This window comes from Sporanaerobium hydrogeniformans, assembly GCF_002735925.1.
Taxonomy (GTDB): Bacteria; Bacillota; Clostridia; order Lachnospirales; family Cellulosilyticaceae; genus Sporanaerobium; species Sporanaerobium hydrogeniformans.
The window spans coordinates 1-16409 of sequence record NZ_PEDL01000002.1 but is presented as its reverse complement, the minus strand read 5'-3'; the positions used below and the strand labels follow the sequence as shown (position 1 = coordinate 16409).

16 protein-coding genes, 1 tRNA gene and 1 rRNA gene are annotated in these 16409 nt (G+C 33.9%); 1 reads left to right on the top strand and 17 read right to left on the bottom strand.

Annotated elements, in window-relative coordinates; all coding sequences use genetic code 11:
* Positions 1-170 precede the first annotated feature (170 nt).
* Positions 171-1169, top strand: coding sequence for an alpha/beta hydrolase (locus CS063_RS03040; protein WP_180270654.1), 999 nt, complete (start codon positions 171-173; stop codon positions 1167-1169).
* A gap of 113 nt (positions 1170-1282) precedes the next feature.
* Here the strand turns inward: CS063_RS03040 and CS063_RS03035 are convergent, their stop codons facing one another.
* The 17 genes from CS063_RS03035 to CS063_RS02955 form a co-directional block, all read right to left on the bottom strand.
* Complete coding sequence (locus CS063_RS03035) at positions 1283-1621, bottom strand: DsrE family protein (RefSeq protein WP_099448220.1); 339 nt, start codon at positions 1619-1621, stop codon at positions 1283-1285.
* A gap of 74 nt (positions 1622-1695) precedes the next feature.
* Positions 1696-2040, bottom strand: a complete 345-nt coding sequence (locus CS063_RS03030; protein ID WP_099448219.1) for a DUF4190 domain-containing protein — start codon at positions 2038-2040, stop codon at positions 1696-1698.
* Positions 2041-2274: 234 nt separating this feature from the next.
* Entirely contained in the window at positions 2275-3351 is a 1077-nt protein-coding gene (locus CS063_RS03025) for an ABC transporter substrate-binding protein (RefSeq protein ID WP_099448218.1), read from the bottom strand.
* Between the two features lie 22 nt (positions 3352-3373).
* On the bottom strand, positions 3374-4153 hold the full coding sequence (locus CS063_RS03020; RefSeq protein ID WP_099448217.1) for an ABC transporter permease: 780 nt from the start codon (positions 4151-4153) through the stop codon (positions 3374-3376).
* Positions 4150-4965, bottom strand: coding sequence for an ABC transporter permease (locus tag CS063_RS03015; RefSeq protein ID WP_099448216.1), 816 nt, complete (start codon positions 4963-4965; stop codon positions 4150-4152). The genes CS063_RS03020 and CS063_RS03015 overlap by 4 nt, the downstream gene beginning before the upstream one ends.
* A 2-nt stretch (positions 4966-4967) precedes the next feature.
* Positions 4968-6023: a spermidine/putrescine ABC transporter ATP-binding protein gene (potA, locus tag CS063_RS03010; protein ID WP_099448540.1), complete on the bottom strand. Its 1056-nt coding sequence runs from the start codon at positions 6021-6023 to the stop codon at positions 4968-4970.
* 18 nt (positions 6024-6041) lie between these two features.
* Complete coding sequence (locus CS063_RS03005; protein WP_099448215.1) at positions 6042-6581, bottom strand: helix-turn-helix domain-containing protein; 540 nt, start codon at positions 6579-6581, stop codon at positions 6042-6044.
* Between the two features lie 463 nt (positions 6582-7044).
* The gene (locus CS063_RS03000) at positions 7045-8109 is read right to left on the bottom strand and encodes a TolC family protein (protein WP_099448214.1); all 1065 of its coding nucleotides are present in this window, start codon (positions 8107-8109) and stop codon (positions 7045-7047) included.
* Positions 8110-8124: 15 nt separating this feature from the next.
* A complete protein-coding gene (locus CS063_RS02995; protein ID WP_099448213.1) occupies positions 8125-9327 on the bottom strand; it encodes an ABC transporter permease in 1203 nt (400 codons plus the stop codon).
* A gap of 15 nt (positions 9328-9342) precedes the next feature.
* Entirely contained in the window at positions 9343-10563 is a 1221-nt protein-coding gene (locus CS063_RS02990; RefSeq protein WP_099448212.1) for an ABC transporter permease, read from the bottom strand.
* Positions 10564-10565: 2 nt separating this feature from the next.
* On the bottom strand, positions 10566-11258 hold the full coding sequence (locus tag CS063_RS02985; protein WP_099448211.1) for an ABC transporter ATP-binding protein: 693 nt from the start codon (positions 11256-11258) through the stop codon (positions 10566-10568).
* Positions 11255-12700 (bottom strand): efflux RND transporter periplasmic adaptor subunit, encoded by a 1446-nt coding sequence (locus tag CS063_RS02980; protein ID WP_099448210.1) that lies wholly within the window; start codon positions 12698-12700, stop codon positions 11255-11257. Before CS063_RS02980 ends, CS063_RS02985 begins: the two co-directional genes overlap by 4 nt.
* Before the next feature lie 127 nt (positions 12701-12827).
* Entirely contained in the window at positions 12828-13469 is a 642-nt protein-coding gene (locus CS063_RS02975) for a TetR/AcrR family transcriptional regulator (protein ID WP_099448209.1), read from the bottom strand.
* Between the two features lie 259 nt (positions 13470-13728).
* A tRNA-Leu gene (locus CS063_RS02970) sits at positions 13729-13813 on the bottom strand.
* Between the two features lie 83 nt (positions 13814-13896).
* Complete coding sequence (locus tag CS063_RS02965) at positions 13897-14736, bottom strand: tRNA 2-thiocytidine biosynthesis TtcA family protein (protein ID WP_099448208.1); 840 nt, start codon at positions 14734-14736, stop codon at positions 13897-13899.
* 14 nt (positions 14737-14750) lie between these two features.
* Positions 14751-15872 (bottom strand): cysteine desulfurase family protein, encoded by a 1122-nt coding sequence (locus tag CS063_RS02960; protein ID WP_099448207.1) that lies wholly within the window; start codon positions 15870-15872, stop codon positions 14751-14753.
* A gap of 238 nt (positions 15873-16110) precedes the next feature.
* Positions 16111-16409 (bottom strand): 23S ribosomal RNA (locus CS063_RS02955); the annotation flags it as partial.

Below are 16409 nucleotides of genomic sequence, written 5' to 3'. Positions count from 1 at the left end.
TTTTTCTCTTATCATAGTATACCATTTATGTAAGATAGACTACCAGTTAAAAGATTTTCCTTAAGGTCTCTCCCTCTTCTTCCAAGGCTATGTTATAATAATACTAAAAATGACACTATACTATATAATTTTTAATAAAATAAAGTGCTTTTACATAAAGGAGAATGAAAATGAAAGGCAAAAAAATGATTGTTAAAGACTTCTATGTTAAACCTAAACACTATAAACCTCGTAAAATTATCTATCTCCTTTTATTTGCTATTATCTTAAGTGGCATGCTCTATCAAGGTATAAGTATTTCTTTAAGTGCTAAAGACTACGCACGTGTTGGACAGCTTCTAGCTATTGATGATACTCTCATGCATGTTTATACAGGTGGAAGTGGTGATGCTACCTTTGTCCTTGCTTCATCTATTGGTACACCTTCTCCCTATGCTGCTCTCTCCCCTTTACATGAAAAACTAGCTTCTTTAGGTAAAGTGGTTGTTTATGATAAGCCTGGCTATGGTTGGAGTGAGCTGACTAAAGCCCCACGTGACCTTGATACACTCACAAGTGAAATCCATGCCATTCTAGAAAAATCTGGTAGGCAAGCTCCCTATATTTTAGTTGCTCATTCTACGGGGTCCTTAGAAATGCTTCGTTTTGCTCAACGTTATCCAGAAGAAGTGTCAGGTATTTTGCTGATAGATGGCGCTTCTCCTAGTTTTTGTAGAGATTACAACAATATTATGATTGCTGAATCTTTTTTACTTAATTTTTCACGCCATTTAGGTATTTTACGTCTAGGTGAGCACTTAGGCTATTTTCAGTATGCCCTATCTCCTAATCCTGATTTAAAAGAAGATATACAGGTTATCTCCAAAGGACTTGCTCTAGAAAAGCTTTGGAATCGTAATGCTTTAGAAGAACAGCTTCGTATTAAAAACAATGCAGAAATAGTTTTAGAAGGTGGCAATTTAGGTTCTATCCCCCTTTATTTCTTAACCTCTCAGGCTAATATTTATGGCAACTGGACAAAAACACAGCAAGAATTTTTTTCTCTCTCTACAGAAGCTAAGCAATTTGTCATAAGTGGTTCCTCAGAACAGCTTGAAAGAAAAGATCTTCCTACTATTCTAAGTGCCTGCGAGCAGCTTGTTACCTTCTTACAACCTGAGGAAAATTAGATACTATTTTACCATTTAATAAAAAGAGCTCCCTCAGTCTTTTTACATCTATTTGTAAAAAACTGAGAAAGCTCTTTTCTTTCATTTTAATAAGATCACTGTTTGGTAAATGTCTAAAGTGTAATAACCTTTTCAGCTTGCAGTAAAATAGTTGCAATTTCTTCCATATTCGTGATGCGACCTGCCACAAGAGCTTTATCATTACAAGCTCTGAAAACACATGTACCACAAGCTAGTAATTCGACACCTCTTTCTTCGAGACCTTGTAAAATCTCTCCAAAATAAGAGCCCTTTACAACTAACTTTACACCCGAATTATAGAAGATAATAGCATCGGGAACGTCTATACTGGCAAGAATTTTGCGCAAAAATGTACCAATTAAAGTATGTCCAACCTCTTCATCGCCCCTACCTAACGTACCGCTATTAATGACAATGACTGTCTTATACATTTATTTTCCCCCTTAATGTAACCTTACATAACACCATTTTATGCTTTATTCCATTAATGGGTGCACCTTATGACTTACTTTGTCTTTTTAAAATACAACACAATATCTACAATGCCTTTGGCAATAGATGCCACTAAAAAAACAGTACTTACTACAAACCCAGCAATACCAATACCCCTATTTTTCTTATTTTTCATACTTACTGCCCCAAGTACTGTTCCTACAATTGTAACTGGTAACCCTATAATAGGCACTAACCAGCCTAAAGAACCAATAATCCCTAAAATAAGAGAGGTCCATGCATTTAAATTATTACTTTTAGGTTCATTTATACTTGTGTCCATATCTTCAAATTCATCTGTCAAATCAAAGTCAGGTTCCTCAAAATCCAATTCTCCCCCTAATAATTGCTCATCCATTTTCTCTACCTCCATTCTTACTATTATTTTTATTATAGCTTATCTCCCTTCCTCTTTAAAGCCCTCTATACTATTTTGTTCAAAATCCTTCCAACTCTAAATGACATATTTTTATTTATCTTCTCTAAAAATTATAAACTATTCTTTTCTAGATCATCTAAAAAGAAGCATTCTCGATTACCTTTTCAAGAATGCTCCTTAATCTTTTCTTATATTACCTTATTTATTCTAAACTTATTGGTTGGAAGCTTTTACTTGTGTCCATAAATCAGAGTATAGTTCAATAACATCTGATGGGTCATTGAACATTTCCATGTTATCTGCACTTGTAATGGCTTCATCTGGATACGCTACAGGACTATTTTTAATTTCTTCTGGTAAAAGCTCTCTTGCTTCGCTAATAGGTGTTGAATAACCAATGTATTCTGCATTTCTAGCCGCAATATCCGGACGGCATAAGAAATCAATATATTTATAAGCTGCTTCTTTATTTTTTGCATCCTTATGAATAACAATAGAGTCTACAAAGTAGTTTGAACCTTCCTTTGGAATCGCAAAATCTAAATCTGGATTTTGATCCATCATTACCATAGCATCTCCTGCCCAAGCAATCATAAGTGCTGCTTCACCATTTACCATTTTACCTTTTCCCTCATCTCCTACATAAGCAAGTACTAAAGGTGCTTGCTTAATGAGCAGGTTTTTAGCTTCTTCTAATTCTTTAGGATCTCTTGTGTTCATAGAGTAACCTAGTTTTTTAAGGGCTACCATAATGGAATCTCTTTCACTATCATACATAAAAATCTTATCATCATATTTTTCATCCCATAAAATATCCCAGCTATCTACTGGCTCATCTACCATGGTTTTATTATAAACAATTCCTACTGTCCCCCACATATAAGGCACAGAATACTTATCTTCCTTATCAAAAGGGAGTCCTTTAAAACGCTCATCAATTTTTGTATAATTAGGAATCTTGCTTGTATCCATTGGGGCTAACATATCATTATTAATCATTTTTTCAATCATGTAGTCAGAAGGAATTAAGATATCATAATTAACATTTCCAGGCTCAACAGTTGCATACATTTCTTCATTATTAGCATACTCTGAGTAAACTACCTTAATGCCTGTTTCCTTAGTGAACTCTGCATTTACATCTGGGTCAATATAATCGCCCCAATTATAAACAACTACCTTTTCATTTCCACTTGAACTACTTTCATTTGCTCCTCCACATCCCACAAGAGATAGTACAAGTACACCTGCTAATGCTAATGGAAGTCCTACTTTTATAAGCTTTTTCATAAATTCTCTCACCTTTCATCTTCTATCTATTAGTATCTTTTGCTTTCCTACTGGCCTTTAAATTCGTTGCCACTAAAACAACAATGATAGTGGTAAACATCAAGGTAGAAATAGCATTAATTGTTGGATTGACACCTTTTCTTGCCATAGAATAAATCTTAATAGGTAACGTATCTACTCCCGCTCCTTTATTAAAGAAACTAACTACAAAGTCATCAATAGACAATGTAAATGCAATAAAGGTTCCCGCAATAACACCTGGCATAATTTCAGGGAAAATAACTTTTTTAAAGGCATAGCCCGGTGTCGCTCCCAAATCAAGCGCGGCTTCATATAAATTATAATTCATTTGCTGAAGCCTTGGCATTACCGAAAGGATAACGTAAGGAATACTAAAGGTAATATGAGAGATGATAAGGGTTGGAAGTCCAAAAGGTAATTTAATAACTGAAAATAACATCATCAAGGAAATACCGATTACAATATCTGGACTTAATAATGGAATATAGGTCACATAGAGAACACACTTCTTCTGCCACCCTCTCATACGATGAATCCCCATTGCTGCAAAGGTTCCAATAACCGTTGCACAAAGTGAGGATACTAAGGCAATCAATAGGGTATACATAAATGCTTGCTGAATACCTGCGTCATTAAACATTTTTGTATACCAATCAAGGGTAAAGCCTTTCCATACTGGTAAACGATTCGCATTAAATGAAAAAATCATAAGAAGTGCAATAGGTGCATACATAACGAGTAAAATAACTGCTATATAAGATTTTTTAAGCCATCTGATCAAAACAATCCGCCTCCTTTACCATCTAGTGAATCTTTTTTACCAAGGAAAGTAAGAGCTAAAAGTACAAGTACCATTAAAATCATAGAAATGGCAGATCCAAAGCTTAAATCACGTGTACGTGTAAATTGTTCTTCGATAATATTACCAATCAGCATAACCTTACCGCCACCTAAGAGACGTGTAATAAGGAAGGTTGTAAGAGCTGGCATAAATACCATAACAATCCCTGTTACTACACCAGGCATACTTAAAGGTAAAATAACCTTTCTAAAAGTAGTTACTTTATTAGCTCCCAAATCATACGATGCCTCTACTAAATGAGGGTCAATTTTACAAAGGGCATTATAGATAGGTAATACCATAAAGGGAAAGAAATTATACACCATACCAAAAATAACAGCCTTATCACCATATAAAAACTTAATAGTAGGAAGTCCTATCCCCTGTAATAAACTATTAATAACACCTGTATTTTCAAGTAAGCTTGCCCAAGCATAAGTACGTAATAAAGAATTCATCCACATAGGAAGAATAACAAGTAACAAAACAACTTGTTTATTAGACATTTCCTTTCCACTTAATAGCATAGCGAGTGGATAAGCAACAATTAAACAGATAACTGTGCTGAAAAAAGCAAGCTGTACAGAACGCCATAGTGCTTTAATATAATAAGGTTCTAAAAATTTTTGATAACTCTGAAAGGAAAATTGTCCCTCTTGAAAAAAACTAAAGTAAACAATAAGTAGCAGTGGCACAATGATAAATAAAGCCGACCATATAAGATAAGGTATTGCTAAAGATTTCTTATTCATGGCTACCTCCTCTTCATAATGTGAATATCAGGCGGTGTAATCACCATACCTACTTGACTTCCTATAGGTGACATAACTGTAGAATGAACAATCCAGGAATAACTGGTACTCTTAACAATCATTTCATAATGTACACCCTTAAAGGTTACACTTTCTACTAATCCATTAAGCATGCCTTGATCCTTATCTACAATCTTAATGTCTTCAGGTCTTACTACTACGTCAATTGGCATATTTTCGCCAAAGCCTCTATCCACACATTCAAAATCCACATCGTGGAAACGTACCAGGTAGTCCTTTAACATGATTCCTTGTAAAATATTGCTTTCACCTATAAAGTCTGCTACAAAAGCGTTTTTAGGTTCATTATAAATATCTACAGGTGTACCTATTTGCTGCACTCTACCTTCATTCATAATAGCAATTGTATCGGACATAGTAAGTGCCTCTTCTTGATCATGCGTAACATAAATAAAAGTAATTCCTACTTTTTGCTGAATTTTTTTAAGCTCTAATTGCATTCCTTTACGAAGCTTTAAATCGAGAGCTCCTAAAGGCTCATCTAAAAGTAACACTTGTGGCTCATTTACAAGAGCCCTTGCAATGGCAATGCGCTGTTGTTGACCACCACTTAGAGAATCAATGCTTCTTTTTTCGTAACCTTTTAAATTAACGAGTTCAAGCATTTCATATACCTTCTTTTGAATAAGCTTCTTATCCATCTTTTTGATTTGAAGCCCAAAGCTAATATTATCCTCTACATTCATATGAGGAAATAACGCATATTTTTGAAAAACAGTATTAATTTTACGCTTATAAGGAGGTAAGTCACCTATGTTTTTCCCTTCAAAAAGCACTTCTCCTTCTGTGGCACTTTCAAACCCTCCTATAATACGGAGTAAGGTTGTTTTTCCACACCCACTTGGACCAAGCAAGGTTAAAAACTCATTCCTTCTGATGTACATACTAATGTCATCTAATACCTGTGTATCCTCAAAGCTTTTGGATATATGTTTTAAATCAATGATATAATCATTTGGTCTGGTTTTTTCATTCATCACACTTATACATCTCCTTTAAAAACTTGGTGGCGAAGCAACCCATAAAACAGTTGCTTTTGTCTTCCCTGTATTTTGTAAATAATGATCACTTGTTGGTCTAAAATAAAAGCTATCGCCTTTTTTTGCACGGAACTTTTTATTCCCGAGATGAACATAAATATTACCAGCAATCACATATCCAAACTCTTCACCCTCATGTGGTGCATCTATAGTAGATTGCCCACCTGGCTCAATATTTATAAGAATAGGCTCCATATCATTTTTTTGAGCATTAGGAATAAGCCAAGTAATCATATTCCCATCCTCTTTATCTTCTTTTTCAAAAACATCTTGTTTTGTAAAAACAATTTTTTCTTGGCTAGATTCATTAAAAAAATCTTTTAAATTTGTACCTAAACATTCAAGTATATCAATAAGCGTGGCAATAGATGGCGAAGTCAGTCCTCTTTCCACTTGAGAGATAAACCCTTTCGAAAGCTCACAACGGTCAGCAAGCTCCTCTTGGGTGAGTCCATTTTTCTTTCTTAACTGGTTAATCTTATTACCAATATCCATCTTTGACCCTCCTTAATTTTATTATTTATCGTTAATTATAAACTTTTTGTTTACAGAGATTAAACTTACCTATCAAATTATAACGACTAATGAAATAAACGTCAATACAAAATCCCCAAAAATTCATTCAGATAAAACATTTTGTTTAGTATAAGATATACTCCTTTGCTTTTCGATTGATAGCATTAGCTTTATAGTTGATTTATCTTATTTGTTTTCTGTAGTTTTCTTATATAAATCTAAATTTTCAAACTAATAAACAGCCTATAAAGTTGTGTTAAAAGGTACTATTTCTATAAATTAAGTTTAGTTATACTCATTTTATTTTACTATTCTCTCTAAGTTTGTTCCATTTTTAGAAAAATTTACTACTTTATTTGATTACTTTATTTTTCATACAAAAAAGGTAGTTACCCTTTTCTTTTAAGGGAACTACCTTTTAATTTTATTGCTTTATACTAACTTACTTTACCCAAGGTTTTTCAAAACTCATTTTGTATTGATTATGACTTATAACATTTTGATAAATCTGATTTTCTAAATTATTCTTAGCGTAAACTGCTTCATCATAAGCAAGTTGACTAATAAGACCTGCTTTTAATTGAATACCTAATTTATTAACTTCTGCTGTTTTTATAGCTAACTGCTCTTTTGCAACTTCAATAGATTGTTCTGTATTTAATAGAGTTGTATAAATTCCTATAACAGCTTGTTTATAAGCTTTTTTACTTTGCTCTACATTATTTTCTTTTTGAGCATTGGTTGCTTGAGCAGCTACTAGGTCTGACTTATAAACCATTTGTCCTCCATTTAATAAAGTATCAATGCTCGCTTCTCCACTAAATTTAGCTATTTTTTCACTATACTCAGTTAATTTACCTGCCATACTTGCTGCATAACCATCAATGGATCCTTTAAATACTAAAGGTGCATACTCCACTTTATCCTCTAAAGTATAATGATCCATTTTAATATTGGTGTTCATTTCAAAAGTCTTTTGTGTCTGCTCATAATTTTGAGTAGCCTTTATTTTATCTATTTTTGTAGCTTCTAATTGTGACTTTATCTTTTGATAAGATAAATTATCTAAAAGACCATTTTCTTTTTGAATTTCTGCACGTTGCACATACTTTTGTTCTAATGCAATTTTTTCATCTAAAAGTTTAGCCGCTTTTTGCTGCATCATTAAACTATAATATTGAGTAGTTATATCATATGTAATTTTATCTTTTATAAACTGCCTATCTTGTTCATTTTTAAGCTTAGAGTAGTAAGTTGCTTGATACTGACTGCCTACTCCTTTTATACCTAAGCTTTCTAAGTTAGCCTTATACGCTTCTAACTCTTGTGCATTGCTAGATAACTCAAGGCTATATATAGTTGCTGCCTCAATAGCCTTTTCCAAAGTCAACACTTTTTTTTGCTCTTTTGTAACTTGTATCGTATTGTTATCTGCTGCATAAACAGAAGCTGTCATCATCATACTACTGAGTACTATTATGGCTAACTTTTTTACCAATCTCTTCATATTTTTCCTCCTATTTTATTCATCCCTTAAAGCTTCAACTGGATCTAATTTTGCAGCCTTATAGGCTGGATATACTCCAAATACAATTCCTACCAAACTGGATATACCAACTGAAAGAACGACCATCCCTACAGTCATTTTAGCTACTACATCAATCATTGCTCCTAGCATGATACCACCTAGATATCCTACTATCATTCCAATAATACCTCCTATAATAGTAAGTATTAGAGCTTCTATAAGGAACTGATACAATATTTGCTTATCGGTAGCACCAAGTGCTTTTCTTACTCCTATTTCTTTGGTGCGCTCTTTTACTGTTACGGTCATAATATTCATAATACCAATCCCACCTACTAAAAGTGATACAGCTGCTACCAAGCTAATAAAAAGATTCATGGTATCTAAAACCTTATTGATTTCATCCATTTGATCGAGTATCGCACTCACATCAAAAATATTCTTTTTCCCGTGTTTCTTTTCTAATATACGTGTAATAATGGTTCCATACTCATTCGGGTCTTTACCATCTTCTACAATGATAAAACTACTGTAGCTTGAGCCATCACCATAGGCAATTAATGGATCTAATGTTGAAAAAGGGAGATAGCCCATAATAGGCATCATCTCAGCTGGCATCACACTAGGTGTCTTGTTTTTGAGCACCCCTACAACCTCTAAGCTCTGCATTTCTCCTCCAATATTAAGTTCCACGCTTTTTCCTATAGCATACTTGGCTTTTGTGCGATTAAATAGTTTTTTAACAGCTAGCTCATCAATAATAATAACAGGACTTCTTAACCTTTCGTCCGCTTCAGAGAACATGCGTCCTTCTACCATTTCAAAGGGCTGTATTTTAGTTACCTCTTCTGTAATTCCGAAAAGCATAATTTCTTTTGTTTCTTTTTTATAATTTGTAATGCTCCCCCAATATTGATTATGGTAATTCATAGCAGCCTTTATTCCTTCAATATTTCGTATTTCTTCTAAGTCATCCGCTGTAATCATATCCTCTTTGACGTAGGTACGGCTTTTGAGTTCGATAGTCCCTTTACCCATTTGGTCAAATTGACTATTGATATATCCTTTTAAACCTTCTCCTACACTTAAAATAATGATAACAGCACCAATTCCAATGAACATTCCTAACATAGTCAGGAAGGTTCTTAACTTGTTACTTTTTAGCTGCCTAATGGCGCCTTTTACAACCTCATTCATCAGTAACCTTCCCTTCTATTCATACCTAAGTGCTTCAATGGGTTCAAGCTGGGCTGCTTGATAAGCAGGATAAACACCAAATACTAGTCCAATAAAGATGGAAACACCTGCTGAGAATAAAATCATTCCTATTGAAAGCTTAGCTGCTATATCAAATTGCGCTCCGATAAGCATAGCACCTATATATCCCATTAGCATACCTATAATCCCTGCTATAATAGTAATCATCAAAGCTTCAATTAAAAATTGTCTTAATATAACCCCATTAGTAGCACCTAATGCTTTTCGTATACCTATCTCTCGGGTTCTTTCCTTTACCGTAACAAGCATGATATTCATAATTCCTACACCACCCACTAGTAACGAAATGCCTGCAACTGTTCCTATAAATAAGGTAATCATATTAAGCATCTGATTAATCATATCCATCTGTTGAGCTAAAGTCATTACTTCGTATTCATCCTTTTGTTGATGTCTTTTATTTAGGAAATTACGAACTTTTGCACCCACTTCCTTTGCATCATACTCTGTATTAGCCAAACCATCTACAAAGCTATACCCCTCTCCATATTCACAGATTAAAGCCAATGTTTTAATAGGAACATACATTTTTTGACTTTGTAGCCTTTTTTTAAGCATCTCTTTTGAATCAGTTAACTTCACATTCGTTTTATAAACACCTATTATTGTAAATTGTTCCTCTTGGTTATTAATCGTTAGTGCTATACTTTCACCAACAATACTTTTATAATCTTTTTTATTAAACATTACTTTTGAGAAAAAGTCGGGAACTACAATAGCCCTTGCATAGGCCCTATCATCATCTGGGTTAATAAAACGTCCAGCAAGTAACTCTTTTTTATCAATGACTTCTGCATAGTTTGGATCTGAACCATAGATTCTAAAGGTCATTTCCTCTCTTTTAGAGTCATAGGCTATTCCTGATGCGTTGATGCTCCCCATAACTGTTTTTATTTCTGGCATAGAGTTAAGTAATTCAATATCTTCTTCTGTAATAAGGTTATGGGTTTCCCCTGTTTTAGTGTAAGCATAGAAAGCTCCTATCCCTATTTCTTCACCAAAAGAGGCCATTTGCCCCTTGAATCCCTCTCCAAGCCCCAATATCATAATAACTGAACCAATCCCAATAAACATGCCTAACATCGTTAATAGTGTACGCCCTTTATTTCCTATAAGTTGTCTAAGGGCAAAAACAATACTTTCTTTTAAATTCATAATTATACACCTCGCCTGTTTTGTATCGGTGTATCTTCGATGATAATTCCATCTCTAAAAACAACTTTCCTTTTAGTGTATTCTGCAATTTCCGGCTCATGTGTAACCATGACAATGGTAACTCCAACATCATTAAGACGCTGAAAAATATTCATAATTTCTATACTTGATTTACTATCTAAGTTTCCTGTAGGTTCATCTGCCAATATAATAGCAGGGTTGTTAACAAGTGCCCTAGCTATAGCCACCCTTTGCCTTTGTCCCCCTGATATTTCATTAGGTGTATGTTTAATACGGTTACCTAGTCCTACTTTAATAAGTGCATCAATGGCTCTTTCTTTTCTTTCCTTTGGTTTAATGCCCGCATAGATCATAGGAAGCTCTACATTTTCTGTAATAGTAAGCTTAGGAAGTAAATTAAAAGCCTGAAATACAAATCCGATTTTTTGATTTCGAATTTTAGAGAAGTCTTTATCTTTTGCCTCAGATACATTGATACCATCTAAAATATAGGTTCCTGAAGAAGCATGGTCTAAACAACCTAAAATTTGTAGGAACGTAGATTTACCTGAACCAGAAGCACCCATAATTGAGACAAACTCATTTTTTTCTACTTTAAAATCAATATCAAATAAAGCTTGTAATTCTAATTTCCCATTCCGATAAATCTTATTTACTTTTTGAACGTCAATCACTTTACATCACCTATCTTTTCATATGATACCTGCATACCTTCACTTAAGTAATCTGAAGGGCTGGCAACAATCATTTCACCTTCTTTTACATTAGAGACTTCAATATTCAATCCATTACTTAATCCTTGTTCTACTTCTCGCTTTTCAAGGGTTCCATCTTCTGCTACAACATATACATAAGTTTTATCTTGATCATCATCTTCAATGGTCGCAAGAAGTGGCACAAGGCAAACGTTTTCTCTTGTTTCAGTAATAATTTTTACGTCCACTGTAAAACCTGGCTTAATAACCTCTCCTGGATTAAGCACTTGTACCTCTACAGGAATAGTAGTTGTAGCTTGTTTGTCTGCTGCCGTTTGAGTAAGAGCTATTGGAGATACTTTAGATACTTTTCCCTGTACCTCGATGATTTTAGAACCTGTATATTTGATAGTGGCATCTAACCCCACTTTTAAATCTGCTGCATAATAAGGTGAAATAGGACAGTTCACTATTAGCTTACTTGGGTCTACAATGGTAACAATGACTGTGCCTTGTACAATAGGTGCTCCCTCATCTTCGATAGTTTGTGTAATAACACCATCAATGGGTGCTACAATTTGTGTATCTATTTTTCCTAAATCAGTTTGACTATTAAAAATCTGGGTCTGTAATTCTTTAATCGTTGCTTGTTGATTACTAATTTTTTGCCTCTTATTTGAGTCATCTATTTTATTAAGAAGCACATCTAGGTTGTATTCTGCCTTTTCTTTATTGAGTGCAATCGTCTCTAACTTTTTAGTATGAGCAGCAATGGCTACTTCTGTGCTTTCGATATCTTGCTCCAATCGAACAAGCTTATTTTTAGCATCATCTAACTCTTTTTGTGAAGCTAAACCTGCCTCAAATGATTGCTTTTGCACATCATATTCAAGCTGTGAGGTTTTTAAATCTCTTCTTAAATTTTCTAGTTCTGTCTTTTTGCTATCTAAAGCATCTTTTGTATTTTGCTCATCTACTTCTGCATTTAAAATCGCACTTTGCGCACTTAATATCTCTTCCTTAGAACCAGCACCTAAAAGCTTATTGAGTTCATCTTGGGCTGCTTTTAATTTAAGCTCTAAGGCTTCTATTTGCTTACTTGTCTTTACTTGAGCTGCCGTATCTAAGGTAAGAATGACATCTCCTTTTTTAACTAGATCTCCTGCTTTCTTATGTACTTCTACAACTGTATTAGGTGTTTCTGCATAAATTGTACATGTATTTTCAGCTTCTAATTTTCCACTTGATGAAATTTTGGTTTGAATATTATCTTTTTTAACACGTTCTACAGTTACTCTTGGACCTGACTTGAGTCCTCCTATTGTCTCTTCTGTCTTTGGTTTTTTAGCTACAGCAACCACAACAAAAGCTCCTATCAATATAACAACCATAACTCCTATTAATAACTTCTTATTCTTCATATTAGCCTCCTATTTATTATAAATGCTTACTGAGCATATCCTTAACTTATTTTACCCTTCAACCCCCTCTACCCTTTTAAATCATATATAGTAAATGTAGTACTTTTATGAGTAAGCTACAATTATATTAAACTTTATACACACCATGCTTTAGAATTTCAATATATTTATCAAAATCTGCGAGTCCCTTCTCCATACCAGGCATTTTCCCTAAAAGCATCATACGTTCCATCTCCTCATGCTTCTTTCCAATAGCTTCTGCAAAGGTAAAGGTAATAAAAATAACATCCTGCTTTGTAACACCTTCTCTTAATTTACTCTCATCAATATATTGAATGAGGTATTTATCAATAAGTTCATCATTAATTGATAGATATCTCTCAATAATAGGTATAGGTTCTTTTAGGGCACTTATTGGATTAAAAAAATATTGTGATAAAATCTGAGCTTCTTCTCCATGCTTTAAAATACTATTATATTTAAGAAGGGTAATTTTTTTTAAACGATCATAAAAATCGATTTCTTCTATTTGTTCTATCTCTGCAATAAGTTCCTCTGCCATTAAGACTGTACAATGCTCTAAAATATAACGGTATAAATTTAACTTGTTTTTAAAATAATTAAATAAACTTCCTTTTGAAATCCCGGCTTGCTGAGCGATAACATCTGTAGATGCCTTATCATAATTATGTGCTGCAAATTCCTTTATAGCAGAAGCTATAATGGCCTGTTTTTTTTCTTCTGGCAAATTAATAAATCGGCTATCCATTTTCTCCACCTTAAATTGAAATCTAATTAGCCTAGTTTATCTTAATTTTAACGATTGACTAACTAGTCACTACACATTATATGCTCTAATGACTGATTAGTCAATATTTTTATAATTATTCTCCTTTTTTATCAGTAAGGTATTTATTCATTTATATTTCTTTAGTCAATCTGACATCCAAAGCTTTTCTATCCTTTTTATTTGTATTATACATGTCAAAAAAGCTCCAAATAATTTTAAATTATTTGGAGCTTTTTAATGCCCGAGACCGGAATCGAACCGGTACGAGGGGTTAGCTCGCAGGATTTTAAGTCCTGTGCGTCTGCCAGTTCCGCCACTCGGGCTTATCCTTTTTTAATAAATGGATAAGATATTAAATTTAAACTACTGATTACTTGTACTATATTACACAATTCTATGACATCTGTCAACTATTTTTCTTATCGTACGTATCTAAAAAGCTATATTGCTTTTCATCATCATGGTAACCAATAATAGTATTAAGATTAACGTTATGCACACTTCTAAAAATATTCATTTCAATATATGGGTTTTCCTGTCTAAACCGCTTAATAAGCCTTTTCATGGCTTGTCGCTTAGAACCACCACCTTGATGATCACCTAGTGAACAAGCCTCTGTAAAACGACATGCACATTGTAAAAACTGAAGCTCATGGTAGTTTTTCCATGCAATGATTTCTTCTTCTCTTACCATATAAAGAGGCCTTATTAGTTCCATACCTTCAAAGTTTGTACTATGAAGCTTAGGCATCATCGTTTGAATCTGAGCGCCATACAGCATCCCCATTAAAATAGTTTCAATTACATCATCAAAATGATGACCTAATGCAATTTTATTACATCCTAAAGCCTGTGCTTCTTTATATAAATATCCCCTTCTCATTCTTGCACATAAATAACAGGGGGTTTCTTCTACCTCTGCCACTATATCAAAAATATCTGATTCAAAAATATGAATAGGGATATTCATTAATTTTGCATTTTCTATAATCTGCGCACGATTCACTTCATTATAACCTGGGTCCATTACAATAAATTCTAATTCAAAATTTACTTTCCTATGCTTTTTAAGCTCTTGCATACATTTTGCCAAAAGCATAGAATCCTTTCCACCCGAAATACATACAGCTATTTTATCACCTTCCTTTACCAGTTCATAGTCTCTTACTCCTTTTATAAACTGACTCCAAATACATTTTCTAAATTTTTTAATTAAGCTTTGCTCTATTTCTTGATATTTTTCCATTTCTTCTATCCTTCTTATTTTATAAAATACTTATAACACTTATCAAAAATATTTAAAAAAGTCTCAATTTCTTCTTCTGTCACTAAATAACTTAAACTTATTCGCCAAGATTCTAATGCATTTTTCCGATCTTTTGTTAATGCCATAACTGGACGTGATGGGGTATTGGCAACTGAACAAGCAGATTTGGTGGATAAATAAACTTCATGTTTTTCTAATATGCTTTGAAAATCATCGGCTTTTATCCCCTTTATACTTATATTAAGGATATGGGGAATAGATGCTGATGTACTATTGATGCGAACACCTTTATAAGTTTTTAGTGCACGTTTCAACTTTATATTTAAGCCTTCTACATATTTAAAGTTAGATTCCAAATCTTTAAGTGCTAACTCAAGGGCTTTTTGAGTAGAAGCTGCAAGTGCTAGCGCAGGGGTTCCACTCCTATAAGCTGTGGTGCTAGAACCACCATGGATAAGGGGTTCAAGCTGAAGCATTTCTTTTTTTAATAAAACACCACATCCATTTAATCCAAAAAATTTATGAGGAGCAAAAACTAGGCAATCTACTAGCTCAAAGCTTACTGGGATTTTCCCCACTGCTTGAGTCGCATCTGTATGAAAAAAGCAATTAGGGTGCTTTTTTAAAAGTTTACCTATTGCTTCAATAGGTTGCCTAATCCCTAATTCACTATCTACGTAACAAACAGATACAAGTATTGTATCTGTTCGTAATAATTCCTCTAAATGCTCTATATCTATTGTGCCATCCTCTAATAGTTCAAGATAATCTATTTCATAACCTTGTTGCTGCAAAGCAACTAATGTTGCTCCTACAGAAGAATGCTCAAGTGGAGTAGAAATAATATGCTTTCCCTTTGTCTTATGAGCTCCTACAATCCCTTTTATAGCTAAATTATTAGCTTCACTTGCTCCTGAGGTATAAATGACTTCTGAAGATTTTGCACCCAGTTCTATTGCAATCTTTTCTGTTAAAGCATCCATATAACTTTTAGCTTCCCTACCTAATAAATGTGTTGCATTAGGATTAGCAATATATTCTTTGTTTGTATTATAAAACAGTTCTAGTACCTCTTGGTGAACAGGTGTATTCGCTGCATAATCTAAATAAATCATTTTTACTCCTCTATTCTTCATAAACTCATCTATTCCTTTTTTACATCGCTATCTTGAATCATACTATACATCTCCAAAAACCTCAAGGTATAAGAATGGTAAGGACTTTTCTACAAGCTTACTCCTCGTTAAGCACTATATACCTTTATTACGCTTAGACAACAAAAAAACACCCTTTTGGGTGCTTTCATCTCTAATACTCTCAAAAACAAATACTACGACTTTAACCTTTTTTCGTTAGGTCAAACCCTCGAACCGTTAGTACTTAGTACCTACATGCATTACTGCACTTACAGCCTAAGCCTATCTACCTCATAGTCTCTAAGGGGTCTTACTCCATTTCTGGATGGGAAGTCTTATCTTGAGGGGGGCTTCACGCTTAGATGCCTTCAGCGTTTATCCCTTCCAGACTTGGCTTCTCTGCTATGCCTTTGGCAAGACAACAGATGCACCAGTGGTCCGTTCATCCCGGTCCTCTCGTACTAAGGACAACTCCTCTCAAACTTCCTGCGCCCACGACGGATAGGGACCGAACTG

What these genes read in the sequence shown, in the direction of transcription:
- CS063_RS03015 (WP_099448216.1), bottom strand. Translation starts at nt 4,965, where the DNA reads ATGAATAAGAAATCTTTAGCAATACCTTATCTTATATGGTCGGCTTTA.
- CS063_RS03005 (WP_099448215.1), bottom strand. Translation starts at nt 6,581, where the DNA reads ATGGATATTGGTAATAAGATTAACCAGTTAAGAAAGAAAAATGGACTC.
- CS063_RS02990 (WP_099448212.1), bottom strand. Translation starts at nt 10,563, where the DNA reads ATGAATTTAAAAGAAAGTATTGTTTTTGCCCTTAGACAACTTATAGGA.
- potA (WP_099448540.1), bottom strand. Translation starts at nt 6,023, where the DNA reads ATGAATGAAAAAACCAGACCAAATGATTATATCATTGATTTAAAACAT.
- CS063_RS02980 (WP_099448210.1), bottom strand. Translation starts at nt 12,700, where the DNA reads ATGAAGAATAAGAAGTTATTAATAGGAGTTATGGTTGTTATATTGATA.
- CS063_RS03030 (WP_099448219.1), bottom strand. Translation starts at nt 2,040, where the DNA reads ATGGATGAGCAATTATTAGGGGGAGAATTGGATTTTGAGGAACCTGAC.
- CS063_RS02995 (WP_099448213.1), bottom strand. Translation starts at nt 9,327, where the DNA reads ATGAATGAGGTTGTAAAAGGCGCCATTAGGCAGCTAAAAAGTAACAAG.
- CS063_RS02965 (WP_099448208.1), bottom strand. Translation starts at nt 14,736, where the DNA reads ATGGAAAAATATCAAGAAATAGAGCAAAGCTTAATTAAAAAATTTAGA.
- CS063_RS03000 (WP_099448214.1), bottom strand. Translation starts at nt 8,109, where the DNA reads ATGAAGAGATTGGTAAAAAAGTTAGCCATAATAGTACTCAGTAGTATG.
- CS063_RS02975 (WP_099448209.1), bottom strand. Translation starts at nt 13,469, where the DNA reads ATGGATAGCCGATTTATTAATTTGCCAGAAGAAAAAAAACAGGCCATT.
- CS063_RS03025 (WP_099448218.1), bottom strand. Translation starts at nt 3,351, where the DNA reads ATGAAAAAGCTTATAAAAGTAGGACTTCCATTAGCATTAGCAGGTGTA.
- CS063_RS02960 (WP_099448207.1), bottom strand. Translation starts at nt 15,872, where the DNA reads ATGATTTATTTAGATTATGCAGCGAATACACCTGTTCACCAAGAGGTA.
- CS063_RS03040 (WP_180270654.1), top strand. Translation starts at nt 171, where the DNA reads ATGAAAGGCAAAAAAATGATTGTTAAAGACTTCTATGTTAAACCTAAA.
- CS063_RS03035 (WP_099448220.1), bottom strand. Translation starts at nt 1,621, where the DNA reads ATGTATAAGACAGTCATTGTCATTAATAGCGGTACGTTAGGTAGGGGC.